This is a genomic window from Gilliamella sp. ESL0405 (assembly GCF_019469205.1).
Taxonomy (GTDB): Bacteria; Pseudomonadota; Gammaproteobacteria; order Enterobacterales; family Orbaceae; genus Gilliamella.
Genome location: NZ_CP048265.1, coordinates 1,352,602 through 1,373,398 on the forward strand (window position 1 = coordinate 1,352,602; position 20,797 = coordinate 1,373,398).

Here is a 20,797-nt window from a genome sequence, read left to right on the forward strand (position 1 = left end):
CAAGTGAACGTTACGATGATAATAGAAGAATAAAATAAGCGGAGATTCAACAATGTTAAATTGTTGAATCTTTTGTTTTTTAGTGTTCTATGACTCTAGGGAAGTCTTCGTCTTTTCGAAGCGTTAAAACCTCAACGCCATTTTCGGTCACTAAAATCGTGTGTTCGTATTGCGCTGAAAGACCATGGTCTTTGGTTTTCACTGTCCAACCATCTTTCATGGTGCGAGTTCGCCAGTCGCCGGTATTTATCATCGGTTCGATAGTAAATGTCATGCCGGCTTTTAAAATCACACCGCCGTCATCAGCATCATAATGCAGTACTTGCGGCTCATCATGATAGACTTCGCCAATGCCGTGCCCGCAATATTCACGTACCGATGAAAAGCCAAATTTATCGACATATTTTTGGATGGTTTTACCGATCTCTCTTAAACGAATACCCGGTTTAATAATTTTGATTGCTTCATACAAGCTTTGCTGAGTGACTTGGCAAAGTTTTTCGCCCGCAACTGTTGGTTTGCCAGCAATGTACATGCGAGAGGTATCGCCATGATAACCGTCTTTGATGACAGTCACATCGATGTTTAAAATATCCCCGTCTTTTAATTTTTTTTCAAAGCTCGGGATGCCGTGACATACTACGTCATTAATTGAAATACAACTGGTATGTTGATATCCACTATAGCCAATATTAGCCGGAATTGCTTTTTGGACATTGACGATATAATCATAACAAATTTTATCTAGCTCACCGGTACTAATGCCAGGTTTGACATAAGGCTCAATCATTTCTAATACTTCTGCTGCAAGCTTTCCTGCAATACGCATTTTTTCAATTTGTTCTGGGGTTTTTAACTTAATAGACATTCAAATATTCCTGTAATATTGATGACAATATCCTACCATATACCATTTTTTCGTCAAATTATAGCGAGGCTATTATGCGACAGGTTATCAAGAGTTAATCAATATTCTGTAAAGAAGTTTCAGATTTTACCTATGTTTGAGTATAAAAATGAAAAGTAATACTGGTAAAACGACTTTTAAGTATATAATTACCAATTATAAAAAAAGGTTTTATCGTAATGCAATGTCACTATTATCAACAAAAGAAATGTTTATCTTGCCAGTGGATTAATCGTCCTTACCCAAAGCAACTCGAAGACAAACAACATGAGTTATTAAAGCAGCTAGCTACCTTACAACCCAAAGAAGTTATGGCGCCGTTTGCTAGCCCTGATTCTGCTTTTCGAAATAAAGCGAAAATGGCGGTATTAGGTACCGTTGAAAAGCCGATACTAGGGATTGAAAATGGTGATCAAGCTGTCGATTTATGTGATTGTCCGTTATATAGCGCTGGTATGCAAAGTATATTGAAAATAGTGCGTAGTTATATTCGTAAACAAGGTCTGGTGCCCTATAATATCAATAAACGCAAAGGCGAATTAAAATATGTGATCATTACCCAAAGCTCAATGTCTCAATCAAGCGGCTTTATGTTACGATTTGTTTTAAAATCACATAAATTGGTGAGTAAAATTAAAAACTCTTTTCACCAACTACAAGCGACAATTCAAAATTTGCAAGTCGTTTCAATTAATATTCAGCCGAATCATGCCGCGATTTTAGAAGGGGAAGAAGAGTTAGTTTTGACTAATAATCCATATTTACCCATGACGATAAATCAAATTCCGCTTTTTATTAAATCGAAAAGCTTTTTTCAAACCAATACTTATATTGCTCAAAACCTGTATAAGACAGCAAGTGAGTGGATTGCTGATTTAGATATTAAGTCCATTTGGGATCTATTTTGTGGTGTCGGTGGTTTTGGTTTGCATTGCGTTCAAGCAATGGATAAACAGATACAATTGACGGGTATTGAAATAAGTGCCGATGCTATCGATTGCGCAACCCAATCGGCCAAACAACTAGGATTTAATAATTTGACATTTAAATCATTGGATGCAACCCAATATGCAATCGCCGAGCAAGCTGTAGCGGATTTAGTCTTACTTAATCCACCCAGACGTGGGGCAGGGAGCCAATTGATACAATATTTACAACAGATGTCACCCAACTTTATCTTATATTCAAGTTGTAACTTATCATCGTTAGTTGCTGATGTTCGCTTGTTATCGGATTATCAAATTAGTAAAGTACAACTGTTTGATATGTTCCCTCATACTTCACATATGGAAGTGTTGGTTTTATTGGAAAAATTGCAATAACTTTTTAAACATTTAGGCGAGTTTTTATTAATTGATGATTAATAAGTATTAATCATCAATTTCCTCATTTTACCTCTTAAACTTTGTCGCTTTGATATCAATTAATCTTCAAACACTTCTCTAACTTACGAATATTTTTATGTTTTTTATTTTAATGTTAATGATAATTATTAGCAAATGGTAATGGTTATCATTATTGTTGATCTTATTTATTATTTTTGATAGATTTACGAAAAAATGATAATTATCAAAAATTGGAAATTTAATGCGAGCAGTTCAATAACATAAGTTTATGGTGAAAAATGAAAATAAGTAAAATATTTTTAACCGTTTTAGCTGCTTCATTACCACTATCAGTTTTTGCGGCTGATGATGAATTGGAAACTATGACGGTTACGGCTACCAGACAAAAGAGAGCCAAATTAGCTATTCCGGAAACCGTTGATGTTATCACTAGCAAGAACATTGATGATCATCAAATGTCAACAATGGAAGATTTAGTCAGATATTTACCGGGAATCTCAGTTAACAGACAAACTTCAGGTACTGACCCTTTTGGTAATTTAGGCGGTATTAGAATACGTGGTATGGCAGGTAATCGTATTCAAATGCAAGTCGACGGTGCAAGAGTGATTGAAAGTATCCAAGACGGCAATAGAAATTTTATTGATTTAGCCAACATAAAAGCTGTTGAAGTTATTCGTGGACCGGGATCGGTCTTATGGGGCGCTGATGCCGTTGGTGGGGTAGTTGCATTTAAAACTTTAGATCCCAGTGATTTGCTGAAAGGTAAATCTTATGCAGTGCGATTAAGTGGTGGTTATGATAGTTTGAATAAACAAAATACTAAAACAAGCATGTTAGCGCTTGAATTGCTGCCTAATTTAGAAGGGCTGATAAGCTTTAGCCGAAGAGATTACCAAGAAGCCAAGTTATCTAAAGCTAAAGCGAATGGCGGTATTTGGGGCTGTCCACGTGGCGAAGATGCCATTAGATGTAATAAACTCAATCCGTTAGATGCCAAAGCAGAAAATATGTTAACCAAATTGGTTTATCATAATGACACTCGAGAAACAAAGTTAACATTTGAAAATTTCCGGTCTAACTCATTTGTTAAACAGATGTATGATTATGGTTTACAAGCTAACGGAACATTTAATGGCGATTATCGAAGAACGCAAATACAAACTCGTAAAAGGTATGCTATTGATGATAGTTGGACGCCCCCAGTATCATTTATCGATCAAATCAAAACCATGTTCTCTTACTCGCCGCAAGAACGTTATTTAAAATCGTATCGTCAACAAAAAGATAAACGACAAAATCCGATTAATACCTATACCACTAACGATTATAAAGAAAAGTTTTGGCAGTTGGATCTTCAGTTAAATTCGAACGTGGATTTTTTCAATATAACGCATGATTTAACTTATGGTTTTCAAGGGGATATTACCCGTAGCTATTATCGTAATGAGAGCACCAAAAATGGCGTAAAAACCATAGGTGGCGGCTTTAATTTTGCTAATGCTAAAACGCAACGTGCAGATATCTATCTTCAAGATGAATTTCACTTTATCTCTGAAAATTTAAAAATTAAACCGGGTTTACGATACGCAACCTATAAAATTAAACCCAATACCGATAGCCATTATGCGGTGGTTAAAGGCAAAGAGCCTCGTGATTTGAGTTCACATCGCCTTATTCCGCAATTAGGCATATTATATAACATCACTGATCAATATTCTGCTTATGCCCGTTATGCTGAAGGATTCAAAATGCCAACGGCTCAACAGCTTTATACGTCATTGCCTTCGGTAACGATGAATCTGATTCCTAACCCTAAACTAAAACCTGAAAAAGTGAAATCTTATGAGACCGGCATTAGAGGCGATTTTTCAGAAGGTTGGTTTAGTGTAGGTTTATTCAAAGCTAATTATAGTAACTATATTAAGAATTTTATTCGGGTTGGGCCGAAGGATTATACCTACAAAAATTTATCCAACGTCAATTTATGGGGAATTGAAGCATCGGGCGAGTGGCATTTTGCGCCAAATTGGACTTTGAATGCTTCAAGCTCATATCAATATGGAAAAAAACAAGATTCTCCCGGTGATAGAAAAACTTATTTTAATGAAGCCATGCCACTGCAAGGTAATATCGGTTTGAAATGGAATGTTCCCGATTTTAATTTTGATACTGAAGTCGTCGGGACTTTTTCTAAGGCTGTATCACACGTTTCTAAAGACAAATCGTCATCAGATGAAATATTTAAACCAAGCGGTTATGCAATCTATGATGCCTATTTAAATTGGCACCCTAGCAAAAATATTACTATTCGGGGATCGGTATTAAATATATTTGATCGCCGCTATTTTAAATGGCCGATGTTTAGTAGTTATTATAAAAATGCACAAAATAATGTAAAAGTGACAAATCCTATCGAGCTTCAAACCGCGCCGGGAAGAACTTTTGCCGTTAGTGCGGTTATTAATTTTTAATCATTAACGTTAAATACTTCTGTCAAATTGATAAAACATTTTTGGCAGGAGTTGATGTAGAAAAAAGGCAGTTTTGAGAGTATAAGTTGTGCAAACATTGAAAAATATAATCTTGCTTATGAAGCTTTGCTTCAAATCAAGACAAGGTAAATATGGTTACTGTTATGCTTTAATTATTATTTGTTTAAATATTGTTTTAATTAAAATTAGTCTTGAAATGATTAATTGGAATAAAAACTTTTTTAATGCATTAGAAAAATATGACATGCAAGGCGTTATTACCCAATTAATCGTTTTTGTGTTGTTAACAATTTCGGGGGCAATAACTTACTTAATAATTGAGTTTTTAAGAAAAACTTTAGTGATTACATGGCGCAAGGTTTTAAATGATTCGATACTTGATAAGTGGCTCAATAACAAAGCATATTGGTATTTAAATAACCATCAAGACGAAATTGATAATCCTGATCAGCGTATTTCCGAAGATTGCCTTCTATTTATTGAGCGATTAACTAATGAAGGCTTTTCGCTGATTACTCAATGTATTGGTCTGTTTTCCTATGTTATGCTTTTGTGGCAAATTACCGATAATTTTGTTTTAAATTTTAGTCTATTTAATATTGATATAAGTGTTTCTCATTATTTAATTTGGCTGGCACCAATCTATGTATTATTCACTTCTTGCATCGCTCACATGCTCGGGCGCCCATTAAAAAACTTATTGATTGAACAACAACACTTAGAGGCAAATTATCGCTTTGCCTTAACTCGATTTCGTGAATCGAAAGAGCCAATCGCGTTAGCCAATGGTGAAAAAGTGGAGAAACAACAATTTGAACAGCATTTCAATCATATTATCAAAAATTGGTATTTATTAATTAAACGACAACTTATTTTAGGCTGTTTTACTCGGCCATATTATTTAACGGTGTTAAGTGTGCCTATTTTCTTTTCTCTGCCTATCTATTTAATTGGTAAAGTTAGCTTAGGTTCTTTAATGCAAATTAGTAAATCATTTAGTAATGTTGTGACTAACTTGTCTTGGTTTATTTTCAATTATCATAAACTTGCTGAACTTATTGCGTGTAGTTATCGTTTAACCCAGTTTTTTGAAAAAGCTAATCAAGCCGCTCGTCAATACCAATCAGCTAGCCAATTAGAGATAAATCAAGATGCATTTTCGATTGACGATTTAACTATAAAAAAACCGGATGGCGCTGTGTTATTAACACTACCCAATCTTTTTCTTAATAAAGGCGATTCGGTTGTTATATCCGGTGCATCGGGTATAGGTAAATCAACATTTTTCAAAGTAATTTCTGGCCTTTATCCCAATTTTGAGGGGAAGATTAAAGTGCCAAAATTAAAGACATTATTTTTATCGCAAAATACCTATTTTCCGGTTGGGGGATTAGCTCATGCAATAAGCTATCCGCAGCCGTTGTTTGAAAAAGATTTAAGTTTGATTAAGCAACTTCTATTAGAAGTGGGTTTTTCTACAGAATTTATCGATAGAAATTTACTCAGTGATAATTTAAAAACACTTTCCGGTGGTGAAAAGCAACGTCTAATGATTGCAAGAATTTTAATGCATAAACCTGATTGGATTTTTATGGATGAAACAACCAATGCATTAGATAAGCAGTCCGAAAAACAATTGCTGAAATTGTTAAAGACAAACCTACCGAACAGTAGTTTTATTATAATTTCTCATACTGATATTTCGAACTATTTTGATAAATGCTACCAATTGAATTTATAACAATGTAGTTAGATGAATTAACTCAATATTGACAAAAACAAGGAGTAATTATGGCTGAGTCCAAAAATGATGTTGTTGAAAAGACAATAGAAAATTTACATGAAACAATCCGTACAGTCATCTTATCAACAATGACTAAAAACGGAGAGGTAGATACGAGTTATTCGCCTTATTATTTTGACGGTAATGATTATTATATTTTAATATCAGATTTAGCGCCTCATAGTCAGAATATGAAAGATAATTCAAATATCTCTTTTTTAATCATTGATGATGAAAGTAATACTAAGAATATCTATGCTCGTAGACGACTATCTTTCCATGCAAAAACAAGCATTGTTGAAAGAGAAACTGAGCTATTTGATAACATTATTGACCAGCTTGCTAAAAGGGTGAGTAAAATGGTCTATATGTTAGCCGAAATGAAAGATTTTAATTTATTTAAAATCACACCGACAGCCGGTAGATTAGTGTTAGGTTTTGGAAAAACCTATATTGTTGATCATCAAAATAATCTTATCACACCGGTTGATGAAGATTATGTCGCTAATCAAAAAAGCCAACAAGCCAGTAACTAAGCTAAATTACTCGCAAAGATACTTACCATTATCTATTTTATAGGTAATGGTTTATTGTTGGCGATTTTCAAATAATCTAAATAATTTTGTCGATTGATAGATTTCTATTTTCTTTTTGATAGTCACAAAACAGCCTATCTAAACCCTTAAACTATGCTAAAATTAAGCCAATTTAAACTGAATTTAGGAAATGAGATATTATGATTCCTGACGTTTCTAAAGCGCTCAATTGGTTGGAAAAGCACTATACTATTTTACAGGGAATTCAACGGGGTGTTGAACGTGAAACACTTCGTATTTTACCAGACGGCTCTTTAGCAAAAACCCCTTTTCCTAATAAAATTGGTTCAGCTTTAACTCACCCTTGGATAACAACCGATTTTGCCGAATCGATGCTTGAATTTATTACGCCGGTTAATACGAATATTGATTATATGCTCACGTTTTTGCGTGATTTACATCGTTATGCCAGTGTCAGTATCGGCGATGAGATGATGTGGCCATTAAGTATGCCTTGTTTTGTGGCAAATGAAGACGATATTATTTTGGCGCAATATGGCAGCTCAAATGAAGGGCGTTTTAAAACGGTTTATCGGGAAGGATTGAAAAATCGTTATAGCGCCATGATGCAAACCATATCCGGCGTGCATTATAACTTCTCTTTGCCTATGGCATTTTGGCAAGCCCGATTTGGAGTAAAAAACGCCGAAGAAGGCAAGGCTGTCATTTCTGAAGGTTATTTTACTTTAATACGTAATTATTATCGATTTGGTTGGGTGATTCCTTACCTGTTTGGCGCATCGCCTTCCATGTGCTCTTCATTTATTCAAGATAAGCAAAAAGCTAAGGCCTTTATTGAACAAACCAATGGTAACTGCTTCTTGCCTTATGCAACTTCATTAAGATTAAGTGATATCGGCTATACCAACAATGCCCAGAAACAACTGGGTATTACGTTTAATCATCTTGATACTTATGTAGAAGGATTAAAACGTGCTACTCAAACTAAATCAGAAGCGTTTAAAAAGTTAGGCATTAAAGTTGATGGTCATTATCGGCAGTTAAATGATAATGTATTACAGATTGAAAATGAGTTTTATGCACCAATTCGCCCTAAACGTGTGCCTAGAGCAGGGGAGTTACCTTCTGATGCCTTACTACGTGGTGGAATAGAGTATATTGAAGTACGAGCGCTCGATGTTAATCCGTTTTCACCGATAGGCATTACCGAAGAACAGATTCGCTTTATTGATCTGTTTTTAATATGGTGTGCGCTAGCGCCAGCCCCAGAAATGAGTAGTGAGGAGCTTGAGTGCACAAAATTAAATTGGAATCGGGTTATTATGGAAGGGCGTAAACCTGGTCTTGAAATTGGTATCGGCTGTGATAGCTATCGTGAGCCATTATCAAAAGTCGGCCACGAATTATTTAAAGATTTGCTCCGTGTTGCTGATGTATTGGATCATCAAGATGATAAACAACATTATCGTAAAGTTTGCGAACGGCTTGATTTGATGTTTGATCAACCTGAATTAACGCTTTCTGCAAGAACGCTTGAGGCTATCAGCGATTTAGGCACGGCTAAATTTGGCTTAGCTTTAGCGACTCAATATAAAAAACAGCTTATCACAGAACCATTAAGCTTACTTACAGATAGTGATTTTATTCAACAACGCAATTTATCGCTTGAAAAACAGGTGATGATCGAGCAAAGTGACAAAATATCATTTGATGATTATTTAAAACAAAAAATGACGATATAAAATGTTCAAACAGCGTGACTATACACTACGATATCAAAGTGATAGTGATATTGAATTAATATTGCCCAATCATCAAATTATGGTTAACACACCATTGGTTAACCAGATGTCGTTTTCAGTTTTAGTGTGGAATATTTTCAAGCAAAAAAGAGCTGACTGTATCCATATCCTTGAACTGTATGCCAGCAAGGCTAAATTGATATTGTTACAGGAAGCGCAAAATACCCCTTTGCTGCTTAACTTTATCAGTCAGCACAATAAAATCGCTGACCATGTCCCCGCCTATTGTTTGAATGATATTTATGCAGGTGTCATGACAATATCCGATTCATTGCCAAGTGCTTTGTGGTCGTTTCGTGAAAAAGAGCCGCTTATACGTGTACCTAAGTCGGCGTTAATCACGCTTTATCCTATTGAAAATTCATCAGAACAACTCTTAGTTGCCAATGTTCATGCGATAAATTTTAGTATTGGTATTAAAGTTTATCGGCAACAAATCCATATGTTATTAAATCGCATTAAAACACATCAAGGACCGGTTATTTTAGCTGGAGATTTTAATGCATGGAGTCGACAGCGAGTGAATTTACTTTATCATTTAGTTCGTTCAATTGAACTTAAACCTGTGAACTTTACTAATGATATTCGCAAAACGTTTTTGGGTAGGCCATTAGATTTTGTATTTTATCGTGGGTTAAAGCTTGATGCGGCGCAAATAATTAACACAGCCGCATCAGATCATAATCCTTTATTGGTGAATTTTAAAATTATTTAGCTTTTACTAGCTTAATTTTAAGAACGTCACCTTCTTTTACTCGTGGGTTTTTCAACTTATTCCACTCTAAAATATCGGTGATTTTTACCCGATAATTTTGCGCGATAGAGTAAAGATTATCACCCGCTTTAACTTGATAGGTTATCTGATTTTTGTTGGCAGTAAGTACCGAATTCATGTTGTTATTTATACCACTATATTGAATCGTCGTCGATTTCACTTCAAATGGCATCGTGTTATGTGGTACATCTTGTAAAAGCTCAGTGATTTGATTCGAAACCAGCTTTTCTGCCTTTAACTTTTTAAATAAAGATTCTGCATGTGAATAAGGAACAAGCAAATGGAAAGGGCCATTTACTGTTTGCTTAACATAACCTGCATTATATGTCATCAAATCATTAAGCGACAACCCGGTATATTGGGCAATTTTCGTTAATGAAACGTTTTTAGACATATCAATCCTTACAAGCGAATTTTGATAGTTACAATCAGGCAATTTTATGCCATAACGTTTACTATTTTTAACAATATCGATGATCGCTAAAATTTTAGGAACGTAGTGCATGGTTTCAGCAGGTAAATCAAGCGACCAATAGTTGGTTGGTAAACCCTTTGCTTGGTTTTTCTCAATCGCTTTTCTGATTCTACCTTCACCGGCATTATAAGCAGCTAAAGTTAATAACCAATCGCCATCAAAACGGCTATTTAAATTTTGTAAAAGATTAATAGCAGTCGTTGTTGACGCAATAAGATCACGACGCTCATCAAAATGACTACTTTGTTTTAATCCATACTCTTTAGCTGTAATCGGCACAAATTGCCATAAACCAGCGGCTTGAGCTGGTGAAGTTGCTAAAGGGTCATAGGCACTTTCAATTAATGGAATTAAAGCTAATTCAACCGGTAAGTTATTTTTTCTTAGTTGGTTGATGATGTAATAAACATAAGGCTCTGATCGCAAAGTGATTGTTTCAAACGCTTGAGGATTGCGTAAAATACGCTCTCTTTCCGCTTTAATACGGTTATTTTCCGGAACATTTACGTTTATTTTGGTTAACATAAATTTCCAAGGATTTTGCGTGACCGATGCATAATTAACACCACCACTTTTAATACTAGAAGTAACTATTGATTTCGTGTTTGAATTTTTATAGCTGCTACTTACAGTTTGTCGAGGAGTTTGATTTTGACACGCAGCTAAAAAAGAACATAACATTGTGAATATTAATAATTTTTTCATTAGTTTTCAAGTTTAGACATCAATTTAAGCGTGTTATTATACCTAAAAAATGTCTTTTTGGCTCCTAAAATAAGTGAACAGGTCTAACTCATTGTTAAAATTAAATTTATCTTGTAAAGATTTTTCATTACATCTTAAAAATAAGTTAATTTGTTTCTCTTTGGTTAAAATAGAAGGCAAAGTAATTGATTTTTTACAAATACTATCGAAATACTTAACGATTTGTTTATCGTTAGGCACCATTTTTTGCGCAAAATTTAGATTAGCTAAAGTGTATTCATGTCCTGCACAAATTAACGTATCATCAGGTAATTGCTTTAACTTATTGAGAGAATTGAGCATCTTTTGATAAGCATTGTCAACAATTCTACCACAACCCGCAGAAAATAGTGTGTCACCACAAAAAACGTACGGCTTAATATAATAAGCTAAATGACCTAAAGTATGCCCTGGTACTGAAATAACCTCAAATTGAAAATCAGCAATAGATACTATATCGTTAGATAATATGTCCTTATCATTCAGATAGTGAATTGGCAAATCTATTTCACTTGGCCCGTAAATTTCAATATCGGGATAAATTTGATGTAACTTAGGTACACCACCAACGTGATCGATATGGTGGTGAGTTAATAAAATTGCAAGGGGGGTTAAGTGATGTTTTTTTAGATATTCAAGGACAGGTTCTGCTTCACCGGGATCAATGATAACAACTTGTTTATCATTATTTTCTAATAACCAAACATAGTTATCTTTCAAAATCGGAATAATATGCAATTTAAACATAAAATTTTTACTCCTATTGGTGCTAGTAATAAAATATTGATAGAAGTTTAAGGATAATAAAGTCGATGTTTAAAATAGATCTAAATTATCAATTTGCTGATCTGATATAGATTGTTCAAATCCAGTATCGGTTAAAGTAGGCGATTGGGCTTGCGTTTTCGCTAATATATCACAACGTTCATTTTCAATATGTCCTGCATGTCCTTTAACCCATATCCAGTTGATTTTATGGTGCTGGACTAATTGATCCAGACGTTTCCATAGATCAACATTTTTAACCGGCTTTTTATTCGATGTACGCCAGCCGTTTTTTTTCCAACCATGTATCCAATTGGATATACCATTACGTAGATATTGGCTGTCTGAATAGAGTTCAATTTGGCAAGATTGTTTTAATTGTTCTAAAGCGACAATGGCCGCTAATAGTTCCATGCGATTGTTGGTGGTGTTAAAGTAGCCTTCTGATAAGACTTTTTCTGTCTGTTTATATTTTAAAATAGCTGCATAGCCGCCGGGTCCGGGATTACCAAGACAAGAGCCGTCCGTATAAATTTCAATTTTTTTTAGCATTTTATTAAACTTTTTACCGAGTCATTAAAATGTTATCCATAAGATTAACCTAAAATATATAACCTAATTTTAGCCTATTTTGCTAAGTGGCTCATTGGGTTTAAATCGTGCAGGTATCAACATTAAAGTATTTTGGTGATAGACTATATCATTAATTTGTTTATTTCCCAATTACTAACAAAAAGAGAGCATTGTGATAACTAATTCTACTCGTCAGATCGTCTTAGATACCGAAACAACCGGTATGAACCAAGGTGGTAATAATCATTATGAAGGTCATAAGATTATTGAAATTGGTGCTGTTGAAATTATTAATCGTCGTTTAACGGGGAATCATTTTCATGTTTATATTAATCCTGAACGTCTAATCGATGAAGAAGCGTTTCGAGTTCATGGTATTAGTGATGAATTTGTTAAAGATAAACCCATTTTTAAAAATATAGCTCACGATTTTATTAAGTTTATTGACGGTGCTGAGTTAGTTATCCATAACGCATCGTTCGACGTCGGCTTTATGGACTATGAATTTCGCCTGTGTGGATTAGATTTTAAAACTGCGGATCACTGTATCATTACCGATACATTGGCTATGGCAAGACGTTTATTCCCGGGTAAGCGAAATAACTTAGATGTGCTTTGTGAACGCTATCAAATTGATAATTCACATCGAACACTTCATGGCGCTTTATTGGATGCCGAGATCTTAGCTGAAGTCTATTTAGCGATGACCGGTGGGCAAACAACGCTATCTTTTAGTTCTGATGAGAATCTTTCATCTTCAACACAAAGCCAAACAATAAAAAAGATTACTCGCAGTGGTACACCTTTAAAAGTGATTAAAGCGTCACAATCAGAGTTAACAGAGCATGACGCTATTTTAGCAAAAATTGATAAGAAAAGCGGCGGGGCGTTGTGGAATAACCGTTAATGATTGTTTTATATTCAATCAGACGTTAATTTTAAAATTTATATTGACGTAATTAAAAATAATCTTTAACATCACGCCTACTTTAATGTTCTAACATTAAAACTATCAAACAAAGCGGAGCGGTAGTTCAGTTGGTTAGAATACCTGCCTGTCACGCAGGGGGTCGCGGGTTCGAGCCCCGTCCGTTCCGCCAATTCTTATCTTATTAATGCTTTCCTTGTTTAATATAATTGTGTTATCTTCGATAGCCTCTAAATATTACTTAAATTGATTCAGACATGCTAAAAAAATCGATATTTGTTGTTCTGGGTGGAATTTCTTTTGCATTAGGAACGATTGGCATTTTTGTTCCTTTATTACCTACCGTACCTTTTTATCTTTTAACTGCATATCTATGGTTAAATAGTTCTGAGCGCCTTTATAACTATTTCACCCAAACTAGTTACTATCAAACTTATATCCAAAAAATGCTAATTGAAAAGAAAGCAACCAAGTCAAGTTTATTTAAAATGTTGGCAATGGTGTTTGTTGTGCTTCTTATTCCTTTTATTATTTTTGATTCTTTACATGTAAGAATCATTTTAGCCATTGTGTTTTTAGCACATCTTGTTTTTGGCTACTATTATTTTAATAAAAAGTGATTTACATCACGGCTGAAAGTAGGCGAGGACAGGGTAAATAAGTTACCCTGTAACAAAAATAATGGCGTTTGATTGCGAAGTGATATTTATTATTCGGATTATTTCAAACTTTTTTTAATTTCAATAGCAAGTAATGGATTCCACATTGCACCTGTTGCACTCATCACCGCATCGGCTCCACTTTTGATAAATTGATGATAATGTTCACTATTACTCACACCACCAACACCAACAATAGCAAATTTTAAGTCCATTTGTTGACGGTATTTGGCTAATCGACTAACCATATCCAGACCAGCCCAACGAATCGCTTCACCGCAAATCCCGCCTTCTTTTCTATTTTCACCTAATGCCGGTTTACCGTTAGCATCGACAGGTTTAGCTGATAGTGTATTTATTGCGCTTAAGCCGTCAATTATCGAACCGACTCGAGTTAATAACGAAATAATTCTTTCATCATCAGGAAAATAAGCCAGTTTTAAGATCAATGGGCGATCAGGTACGGCTGTTTTAATAGCATTCACAATACGTTCAACGCGATCAATGTCGAAACAGAGTAATTTACTTGCGCCTTCATTTGGACAGCTTAAGTTTGCTTCTAAAATAGGGGCATTGGTTTCTCTGACTAATTTAGCCGCTAGCGCATAATCTTTTTCGATTTCGCCATTACCTTGGGTGCCTTGAAAACTGCCGATAACACATTGTCCATGGCCAGCTGATTTTACGGCGTCAGCCATATCGGGTTGCCAAATATCCGGAGCAAAAGACGGAACACCAAAAGAGTTAGTAATTGACAAAGGTTGAGTATAATTTGTATCAGCTAATACGGTATCAAGATTCGGGGATAATTTACCATTTGGGTGGACAGATAGTACATTAGGCAAAGGGTGGCATTTATGAAGTTTAGTTCTAACTGTTTTATACACACATAAATCAAATCCATAAGCAAAAGCGGCCTTGATATAATTAGCATTTAATAATGGACCTGCTGGCATGCCAAAAGGGAGGTTGACATCAATATTTAAAAATTGAGTTGGTTTGGTTGGTACTTGTTGTGCTTTATCTAATTGCGCAAAAAGTCCAAAAGGCCCTTGAGCATAATTATCTTCATAATTAATACTTGGATTATAAAAAGGGATCAAAGGTTTCATGCTATCTCCTGTTTATGAATATTCTTGAAATGGTGTTGTTGATTAAATTGAGGTAAAAATACAAAGGGGTAGAAATAAAAAATCCTCCATAAAGGAGGATTTATATAGGAAAAGAAAAAAGAGCGATTATGTGGTGTTGTTTTGATTTGTTGTATAAATGCCACAATCATGGTCAAATTCTCTTTTATCCAAACTGTCAGACATTCTAGCTGAATAAAAATAAAGTTCAAGTATAATATTTAAAAAATATGTAAGTAAATGAAATAGTTAGAGTGTTTTTTTTTAGACTTTGACCACCTATCACTACGCTGATTTGAAGCATCAAATTCAAAAATAGGCAAAATCTAATCAACAAATTCAGTCATAAAAAGCTAATTGATTAAAAACATTCAGAAAAAATTGTCCAAAAATTGATACTAAGGTTATTAATGAAACTAATGTAAGTGGAGAATACCAGTAACTAATGTTATTATTACCGGTAACAAAAAACAATTTTGAAAATTACTGGGTAATGAAAAATGAGAAATGATAATATTTTTAAACCATTAGCTTTACCAAACGGCGTAGAATTAAAAAATCGAATAATGATGGCGCCGATGACAACTTGTTCCGGATTTTATGAAGGTTCTGTCACGCATGATTTAATTGAATATTACCGAGCAAGAGCGGGTGAAATAGGCACTATTATTGTTGAATGTGGATTTGTTGACAATAAAGGTTTAGCCTTTCCCGGAGCGATTGGTTTAGATCACGATGATAAAATAGAGGGATTAGCGAAGATCGCTAAAGCCATTAAAGAGAAAGGCTCCAAAGCCGTTATCCAAGTTTATCATGGTGGCCGTATGGTTGAGCCTAAACTCATTGGTGGACAATCCCCAGTTGGGCCAAGTGCGATAGCTGCACCACGACCAGGCGCAGCAACCCCAATTGAATTAACTGCAGATGAAGTCGATGAGATGATTGACAAGTTTGGTCAAGCTGTTCGTCGAGCGATCCAAGCTGGATTTGACGGGGTCGAAATTCATGGTGCTAATACCTACTTAATTCAACAATTTTACTCACCTAACTCAAATCAACGAACTGATAAATGGGGTGGTAGCCGTGATAATCGAGCTCGATTCCCATTGGCTGTTTTAGATATTACTCATAATATGGTTAAAAAATATGCCAGCCCTGATTTTATTGTCGGTTATCGTTTTTCACCGGAAGAATTAGAAATACCGGGTATTCGTTTTGATGATTCGATGTACTTACTTGAAAAATTGGCTGAGAAGGGTCTTGATTATGTTCACTTCTCTATGGGGGCTATCTTAAGACCATCTATTGTTGAAACTAATGATCCAACGCCTTTAATTAATAAATATGTGGCAATGCGATCACAGACATTAGCTAAAATTCCGGTTGTTGGCGTCGGTAATGTGGTTAATATAAGTGATGTCGAAGCCGCTATGGATAACGGCTTTGATCTGGTTGCAGTGGGTCGGGCATGTATTGCTTACCCTGATTGGCTTAGTCGAGTCGAAAAAGGGGAAAAACTTGAACTTTTCATCAATAGTGATAAACGTGAAGAACTCAATATACCTGAGCCACTTTGGCACTTTTCATTAGTTGAAAGCTTGATTCGTGATGTGAATCTTAATGTAAAAAAATTCAAGCCGGGCAATTATCAAGAAAAGGTTAATGATGAGTCTTATGAATACTTAATTAATGTTGAATTAGGTAAAGACTTCGTTAAAGACATGCAATTGCTTAATGCTAATGATTTTGATAGTGAAGTAGTTAACAACTTTTCTGAAATCAAACATCGTATTATTGACTCTAATAGCCCACACGTCGATGCAATTTCTGGCGCGACATCACAATGTGAAGCGTTCAAAAAAGCGGTAACCAAAGCTATGGCGAAATCAAATAAAGAAGCTATCCTTGCTGAGGGTGGTGATCCTAATGATAAAGCTTATGATGTGGTGGTGGTTGGTAGTGGTGGCGCTGGACTGTCAGCCGCTATTCAAGCACATGATTTAGGGGCAAGTGTGGTTGTGGTTGAAAAAATGCCGGTTATTGGTGGCAATACGAATAAAGCTTCTGCCGGTATGAATGCAGCCGAAACCAAATTCCAAAAACTTAAAGGCATTGTGGACAGTAAAGATCTGTTCTATAAAGAAACGTTAACAGGTGGTAAAAACAAAAATAATCCTGAATTACTTCGTTATTTTGTTGAAAATGCACCTGATGCCATTGACTGGTTAGATAATAATGGTATCGAACTTAGTGGTATCACAACAACGGGTGGCATGAGCATTGACCGTACGCATCGTCCGGCAAGTGGCGCTGCTGTTGGCGGATTTTTAATTAGTGGATTGCAAAAAAATATCAACCGACGTGGTATTGAAGTTATGCTTGATACCAATGTAACTGAAATTTTAACGGAAAATCATAAAGTTGTCGGTGTTAAAGTCAGTGAAGAAGACGGTTCCGTTCAAACGATTAAAGCCAAAGCGGTTATTATTGCTACTGGTGGATTTAGTGCAAATCGTGAAATGGTTGAAAAATATCGTCCTGATCTGAAAGGATTTGTTACCACTAACCATAAAGGTGCAACCGGTTCCGGAATTATGATTCTAGAAAAACTGGGTGCAGGCACAGTGGATATGAAAGAAATTCAGATTCATCCAACTGTTGAGCAAACAACTTCGTATTTGATTTCCGAATCAATTCGTGGTGGTGGGGCGATACTGGTCTCCCAAAAAGGGCAGCGCTTTGTCAATGAGTTAGATACTCGTGATAAAGTTTCAGCAGAAATTATTAATTTACCAGAGCATTATGCGTATATTCTATTTGATCAACAAGTGCGTAATGAAAACAAAGCTGTTGAAGAATATGTATCGCATGATTTAGTCGTTCAAGCTGATACGATTAAAGATCTTGCTGATAAACTCTCAATTGACAGCAATACTCTATCCCAAACTATTGAGCGTTATAATCAGTTCGCTGAAACAAAACGTGACGAAGACTTCGGAAGAACAACCGGTATGCGACATCCTATAAACAAAGGACCATTTTATGCGATTAAAATTGCACCGGGTGTGCATCATACTATGGGTGGGGTAACGATTAATACCGAAACTCAAGTTTTAGATACGGATAAACATGTAATACAAGGCGTATTTGCTGCTGGCGAAGTGGTCGGTGGTGTTCATGGTGCCAATCGTATCGGTGGAAACGCTGTTGCTGATATCATTATATTTGGTATGCAGGCAGGTAGAAAAGCCACTGATTACATTAATCATTAATTGACTAATATGACTTAAGCTTGTTTAAAATGCTTAATTCAAGCCATGAATATACTCAAGTATTAATGGGTACCACGGTTTCATTAACGCTTTATGAGCCTAATGAAACCGTAGCTCATAGGGTGTTTCACACCATAAAATTACTTGAAGATAAATTGACCGTTAACCGCCGTCATTCAGAAGTTATGTCGATTAACGCTGCTGCGGGTAAACATCCGGTTATCGTTAGCCGTGCTGTGTTTTCGCTTATAGAGCAAGCTTATAAAGTCAGTTTAATGCCCAATAGTTGTTTCAATTTTGCTATTGGTCCTTTAGTCAAATTATGGAAAATCGGTTTTCAAGGCCAGCAAGTTCCCTCCCCACAGCAAATTCATGATCAACTATTATTAACCGATCCTAACGAAATTGAGCTTGATCCTAAAACTTGTGCAGTTTTTTTGAAAAAAAAGGGAATGGAAATTGATTTAGGTGCTATAGCCAAAGGCTATATAGCCGATGTGGTTAAAGTGGTTCTACAGCAAAATAACATACATCAAGCTATTATCAATTTAGGTGGTAACGTCTTAACTTTAGGCAAATCACCTTTAGATAAGAACGGCAATTGGCAAATAGGTTTGAAAGAACCATTTTCACTCAACAATGAACTAGTTGGTGTTATTCAAGTCAACGATAAATCTGTTGTTACATCAGGGATTTATGAGCGTTACTTTACCTTAAATAATCACCGCTATCATCACATCTTTGACCCTTCAACCGGTTATCCTTTGGATAATGAATTAGAAAGTGTAACGGTAATTTCAGATACGTCGCTTGAAGGTGATATTTTTTCGACTATTCTCTATGGATTAGGGGTTAAAAAAGCGGGTAAATATTTGATTGAACATCCGAATTTATCAGCCATATTTGTTTTGAAAAATAAAACAATCGAACTAGTTAATACTGATAATTTTGCTTTTCAGCTAGTTAGCCAACAATATGTTTTACATTAACTTTTTGTTGGAAACGAAAAAATTTATATCAAACTGGATCGTTTTTATAATGAATTAAATTAAGTCATTTTTAATTAAAAAGGAAAATACTATGAACACAGTGAAAAAACCACCTGTCAAATGGTTACCGCTCATAATTATTGCCGCTATTTCAGCAATATTATGGCAATTTGTTTCTCCGCCAGAAGGAATTAGTATTGAAGGTTGGCACACCAGTATCATCTTTGTTGCTACTATTGCCTGTATTGTCGCTGAAATTATGCCAATTGGTGCAATTGGACTATTAGCGATAACAGTATTTGCGGTTTTAAGACCGTCAGGAGCGGCAACAGCAACAGATGCGATTAAAATTTCATTAAGCGAATTAAACAGTAGCCTTATTTGGCTTATTGTTATTGCTTTTATGATTGCACGTGGTTTTATCAAAACAGGATTAAGTAGGCGTATAGCTTATTATCTGGTTAAAATTTTAGGTAAAAATACGTTAGGTTTAGCTTATGGCCTGTCAGTAACAGATATGGCACTAGCTCCAGCGATTCCTAGTACGACAGCTCGTGCTGGTGGGGTAATATATCCTATCGCTGAAGCATTAGCGATTAATTTTAATTCGAGTCCAAAAGATGAATCAAGAAATCGTATTGGCACTTTCTTAATGTTAACCATTAGTCATGTAAATGATATTACATCGGCAATGTTTTTAACTGCCTTTACCGGCAACTTGCTGGCAGCCAAATTAGTAACAAGTCAACTTGGTATTACTTTAGGCTGGGGACAATGGTTTATGGCGGCTATCGTACCTTGTTTAGTCTCATTTATTGTTATTCCTTTAGTTATCTACTTTTTAACCAATCCTGAACTTAAAAAGACACCAGAAGCGCCTAAATTAGCCGCCGAAGAACTTGAAAAAATGGGTTATGTGACCTTTAAAGAAATTATTATGGGTACAACAGTTGTATTACTGTTAGGCTTGTGGATTTTTGGTAAAAATTTCGGTATTGACTCAACCACTACTGCATTTATCGGTTTAACAATTTTAATTTTAACCGGTGTACTTAGTTGGGAGGACATCAAGGGTGAAAAGGCCGCTTGGGATACTTTGATTTGGTTTGCTGCATTATTGATGATGGCGGGGCAAGTGAATAAACTTGGCGTAACTAAATGGCTAGGCGATACAATTGGTAATGCCGTTAAAGGTCACTTAGGGGATAGTAGCTGGGTTTTAGTCATTGTGATTTTGTGTGTAGCTTATGTTTATCTACATTACTTCTTTGCGAGTGGTAATGCGCATATTGCTGCTTTATTCCCAGTATTTTTAACGGTTGCTTTAGCACTCGGCGTGCCGCAAATGATTGCCATTTTTGCATTAGTTATTTGTACTAACTATTTTGGTTCGATTACCCAATTTGCCAATGCTCGTAACCCGTTACTGTTTGCTGAAGGCTTTGTACCGGTTAAAACATGGTGGAAAGTCGGTTTCATTTGTAGCGTAGTAAATTTAATTATTGTTTTCACTATTGGTATTTTATGGTGGAAAATCATTGGATTAGGCTAAAAGCTTAGCTTATCACCGCCAGTTAAACTGGCGGTTTTTTTGAGT

16 protein-coding genes and 1 tRNA gene are annotated in these 20,797 nt (G+C 35.4%); 12 read left to right on the forward strand and 5 right to left on the reverse strand.

What is annotated here, in order from left to right:
• Positions 1–79 precede the first annotated feature (79 nt).
• Positions 80–868 carry a type I methionyl aminopeptidase gene (gene map, locus GYM74_RS05930; protein ID WP_220219563.1) on the reverse strand — a complete coding sequence of 263 codons (789 nt, stop codon included), beginning with the start codon at positions 866–868 and terminating at the stop codon, positions 80–82.
• Positions 869–1,086: 218 nt separating this feature from the next.
• Between map and rlmC the strand changes: the two genes are divergently transcribed.
• From rlmC to GYM74_RS05960, 6 genes are all read left to right on the forward strand, one after another.
• Positions 1,087–2,229 (forward strand): 23S rRNA (uracil(747)-C(5))-methyltransferase RlmC, encoded by a 1,143-nt coding sequence (rlmC, locus tag GYM74_RS05935; RefSeq protein ID WP_220219564.1) that lies wholly within the window; start codon positions 1,087–1,089, stop codon positions 2,227–2,229.
• Between the two features lie 302 nt (positions 2,230–2,531).
• Entirely contained in the window at positions 2,532–4,727 is a 2,196-nt protein-coding gene (locus tag GYM74_RS05940; RefSeq protein ID WP_220219565.1) for a TonB-dependent hemoglobin/transferrin/lactoferrin family receptor, read from the forward strand.
• A 118-nt stretch (positions 4,728–4,845) separates the two neighbouring features.
• Positions 4,846–6,489: an ABC transporter ATP-binding protein/permease gene (locus GYM74_RS05945; protein ID WP_255556230.1), complete on the forward strand. Its 1,644-nt coding sequence runs from the start codon at positions 4,846–4,848 to the stop codon at positions 6,487–6,489.
• Positions 6,490–6,539: 50 nt separating this feature from the next.
• The gene (locus tag GYM74_RS05950; RefSeq protein WP_220219567.1) at positions 6,540–7,067 is read left to right on the forward strand and encodes a HugZ family protein; all 528 of its coding nucleotides are present in this window, start codon (positions 6,540–6,542) and stop codon (positions 7,065–7,067) included.
• 200 nt (positions 7,068–7,267) lie between these two features.
• The gene (gshA, locus tag GYM74_RS05955; RefSeq protein WP_220219568.1) at positions 7,268–8,830 is read left to right on the forward strand and encodes a glutamate--cysteine ligase; all 1,563 of its coding nucleotides are present in this window, start codon (positions 7,268–7,270) and stop codon (positions 8,828–8,830) included.
• A 1-nt stretch (position 8,831) separates the two neighbouring features.
• Positions 8,832–9,605: an endonuclease/exonuclease/phosphatase family protein gene (locus GYM74_RS05960; protein ID WP_220219569.1), complete on the forward strand. Its 774-nt coding sequence runs from the start codon at positions 8,832–8,834 to the stop codon at positions 9,603–9,605.
• Here GYM74_RS05960 and GYM74_RS05965 read toward each other — a convergent pair.
• The 3 genes from GYM74_RS05965 to rnhA form a co-directional block, all read right to left on the reverse strand.
• On the reverse strand, positions 9,598–10,665 hold the full coding sequence (locus tag GYM74_RS05965) for a transglycosylase SLT domain-containing protein (RefSeq protein WP_220219570.1): 1,068 nt from the start codon (positions 10,663–10,665) through the stop codon (positions 9,598–9,600). The two genes, GYM74_RS05960 and GYM74_RS05965, sit on opposite strands and share 8 nt — an antisense overlap.
• A gap of 222 nt (positions 10,666–10,887) precedes the next feature.
• On the reverse strand, positions 10,888–11,631 hold the full coding sequence (gene gloB, locus GYM74_RS05970; protein WP_220219571.1) for a hydroxyacylglutathione hydrolase: 744 nt from the start codon (positions 11,629–11,631) through the stop codon (positions 10,888–10,890).
• A 69-nt stretch (positions 11,632–11,700) separates the two neighbouring features.
• A complete protein-coding gene (rnhA, locus tag GYM74_RS05975) occupies positions 11,701–12,201 on the reverse strand; it encodes a ribonuclease HI (RefSeq protein WP_220219572.1) in 501 nt (166 codons plus the stop codon).
• Positions 12,202–12,394: 193 nt separating this feature from the next.
• On the opposite strand from rnhA, the gene dnaQ reads away from it, so the two are divergent.
• The 3 genes from dnaQ (at position 12,395) to GYM74_RS05990 (ending at position 13,770) form a co-directional block, all read left to right on the forward strand.
• The gene (gene dnaQ / locus GYM74_RS05980; protein ID WP_255556221.1) at positions 12,395–13,129 is read left to right on the forward strand and encodes a DNA polymerase III subunit epsilon; all 735 of its coding nucleotides are present in this window, start codon (positions 12,395–12,397) and stop codon (positions 13,127–13,129) included.
• 116 nt (positions 13,130–13,245) lie between these two features.
• Positions 13,246–13,322: transfer RNA gene (locus tag GYM74_RS05985), tRNA-Asp, on the forward strand.
• An 85-nt stretch (positions 13,323–13,407) separates the two neighbouring features.
• Positions 13,408–13,770, forward strand: a complete 363-nt coding sequence (locus GYM74_RS05990; RefSeq protein ID WP_220219573.1) for a YbaN family protein — start codon at positions 13,408–13,410, stop codon at positions 13,768–13,770.
• 98 nt (positions 13,771–13,868) lie between these two features.
• Here GYM74_RS05990 and GYM74_RS05995 read toward each other — a convergent pair whose 3' ends face one another.
• Positions 13,869–14,921, reverse strand: coding sequence for a hypothetical protein (locus GYM74_RS05995; RefSeq protein WP_220219574.1), 1,053 nt, complete (start codon positions 14,919–14,921; stop codon positions 13,869–13,871).
• A 518-nt stretch (positions 14,922–15,439) separates the two neighbouring features.
• On the opposite strand from GYM74_RS05995, the gene GYM74_RS06000 reads away from it, so the two are divergent.
• The 3 genes from GYM74_RS06000 to GYM74_RS06010 all read left to right on the forward strand — a co-directional run bounded on the left by GYM74_RS06000 (position 15,440) and on the right by GYM74_RS06010 (position 20,752).
• Positions 15,440–18,211, forward strand: coding sequence for a flavocytochrome c (locus GYM74_RS06000; RefSeq protein ID WP_220219575.1), 2,772 nt, complete (start codon positions 15,440–15,442; stop codon positions 18,209–18,211).
• Positions 18,212–18,240: 29 nt separating this feature from the next.
• The gene (locus tag GYM74_RS06005; protein ID WP_220219576.1) at positions 18,241–19,200 is read left to right on the forward strand and encodes an FAD:protein FMN transferase; all 960 of its coding nucleotides are present in this window, start codon (positions 18,241–18,243) and stop codon (positions 19,198–19,200) included.
• Between the two features lie 91 nt (positions 19,201–19,291).
• Positions 19,292–20,752 carry a DASS family sodium-coupled anion symporter gene (locus tag GYM74_RS06010; protein ID WP_220219577.1) on the forward strand — a complete coding sequence of 487 codons (1,461 nt, stop codon included), beginning with the start codon at positions 19,292–19,294 and terminating at the stop codon, positions 20,750–20,752.
• Positions 20,753–20,797: the final 45 nt, after the last annotated feature.

Coding starts and splice junctions, on each gene's coding strand:
- GYM74_RS06005 (WP_220219576.1), top strand. CDS start 18,241: ATGCTTAATTCAAGCCATGAATATACTCAAGTATTAATGGGTACCACG.
- GYM74_RS06010 (WP_220219577.1), top strand. CDS start 19,292: ATGAACACAGTGAAAAAACCACCTGTCAAATGGTTACCGCTCATAATT.
- GYM74_RS05965 (WP_220219570.1), bottom strand. CDS start 10,665: ATGTTAACCAAAATAAACGTAAATGTTCCGGAAAATAACCGTATTAAA.
- gshA (WP_220219568.1), top strand. CDS start 7,268: ATGATTCCTGACGTTTCTAAAGCGCTCAATTGGTTGGAAAAGCACTAT.
- rlmC (WP_220219564.1), top strand. CDS start 1,087: ATGCAATGTCACTATTATCAACAAAAGAAATGTTTATCTTGCCAGTGG.
- GYM74_RS05950 (WP_220219567.1), top strand. CDS start 6,540: ATGGCTGAGTCCAAAAATGATGTTGTTGAAAAGACAATAGAAAATTTA.
- gloB (WP_220219571.1), bottom strand. CDS start 11,631: ATGTTTAAATTGCATATTATTCCGATTTTGAAAGATAACTATGTTTGG.
- GYM74_RS06000 (WP_220219575.1), top strand. CDS start 15,440: ATGAGAAATGATAATATTTTTAAACCATTAGCTTTACCAAACGGCGTA.
- GYM74_RS05990 (WP_220219573.1), top strand. CDS start 13,408: ATGCTAAAAAAATCGATATTTGTTGTTCTGGGTGGAATTTCTTTTGCA.
- map (WP_220219563.1), bottom strand. CDS start 868: ATGTCTATTAAGTTAAAAACCCCAGAACAAATTGAAAAAATGCGTATT.
- GYM74_RS05945 (WP_255556230.1), top strand. CDS start 4,846: ATGAAGCTTTGCTTCAAATCAAGACAAGGTAAATATGGTTACTGTTAT.
- GYM74_RS05995 (WP_220219574.1), bottom strand. CDS start 14,921: ATGAAACCTTTGATCCCTTTTTATAATCCAAGTATTAATTATGAAGAT.
- GYM74_RS05940 (WP_220219565.1), top strand. CDS start 2,532: ATGAAAATAAGTAAAATATTTTTAACCGTTTTAGCTGCTTCATTACCA.
- GYM74_RS05960 (WP_220219569.1), top strand. CDS start 8,832: ATGTTCAAACAGCGTGACTATACACTACGATATCAAAGTGATAGTGAT.
- rnhA (WP_220219572.1), bottom strand. CDS start 12,201: ATGCTAAAAAAAATTGAAATTTATACGGACGGCTCTTGTCTTGGTAAT.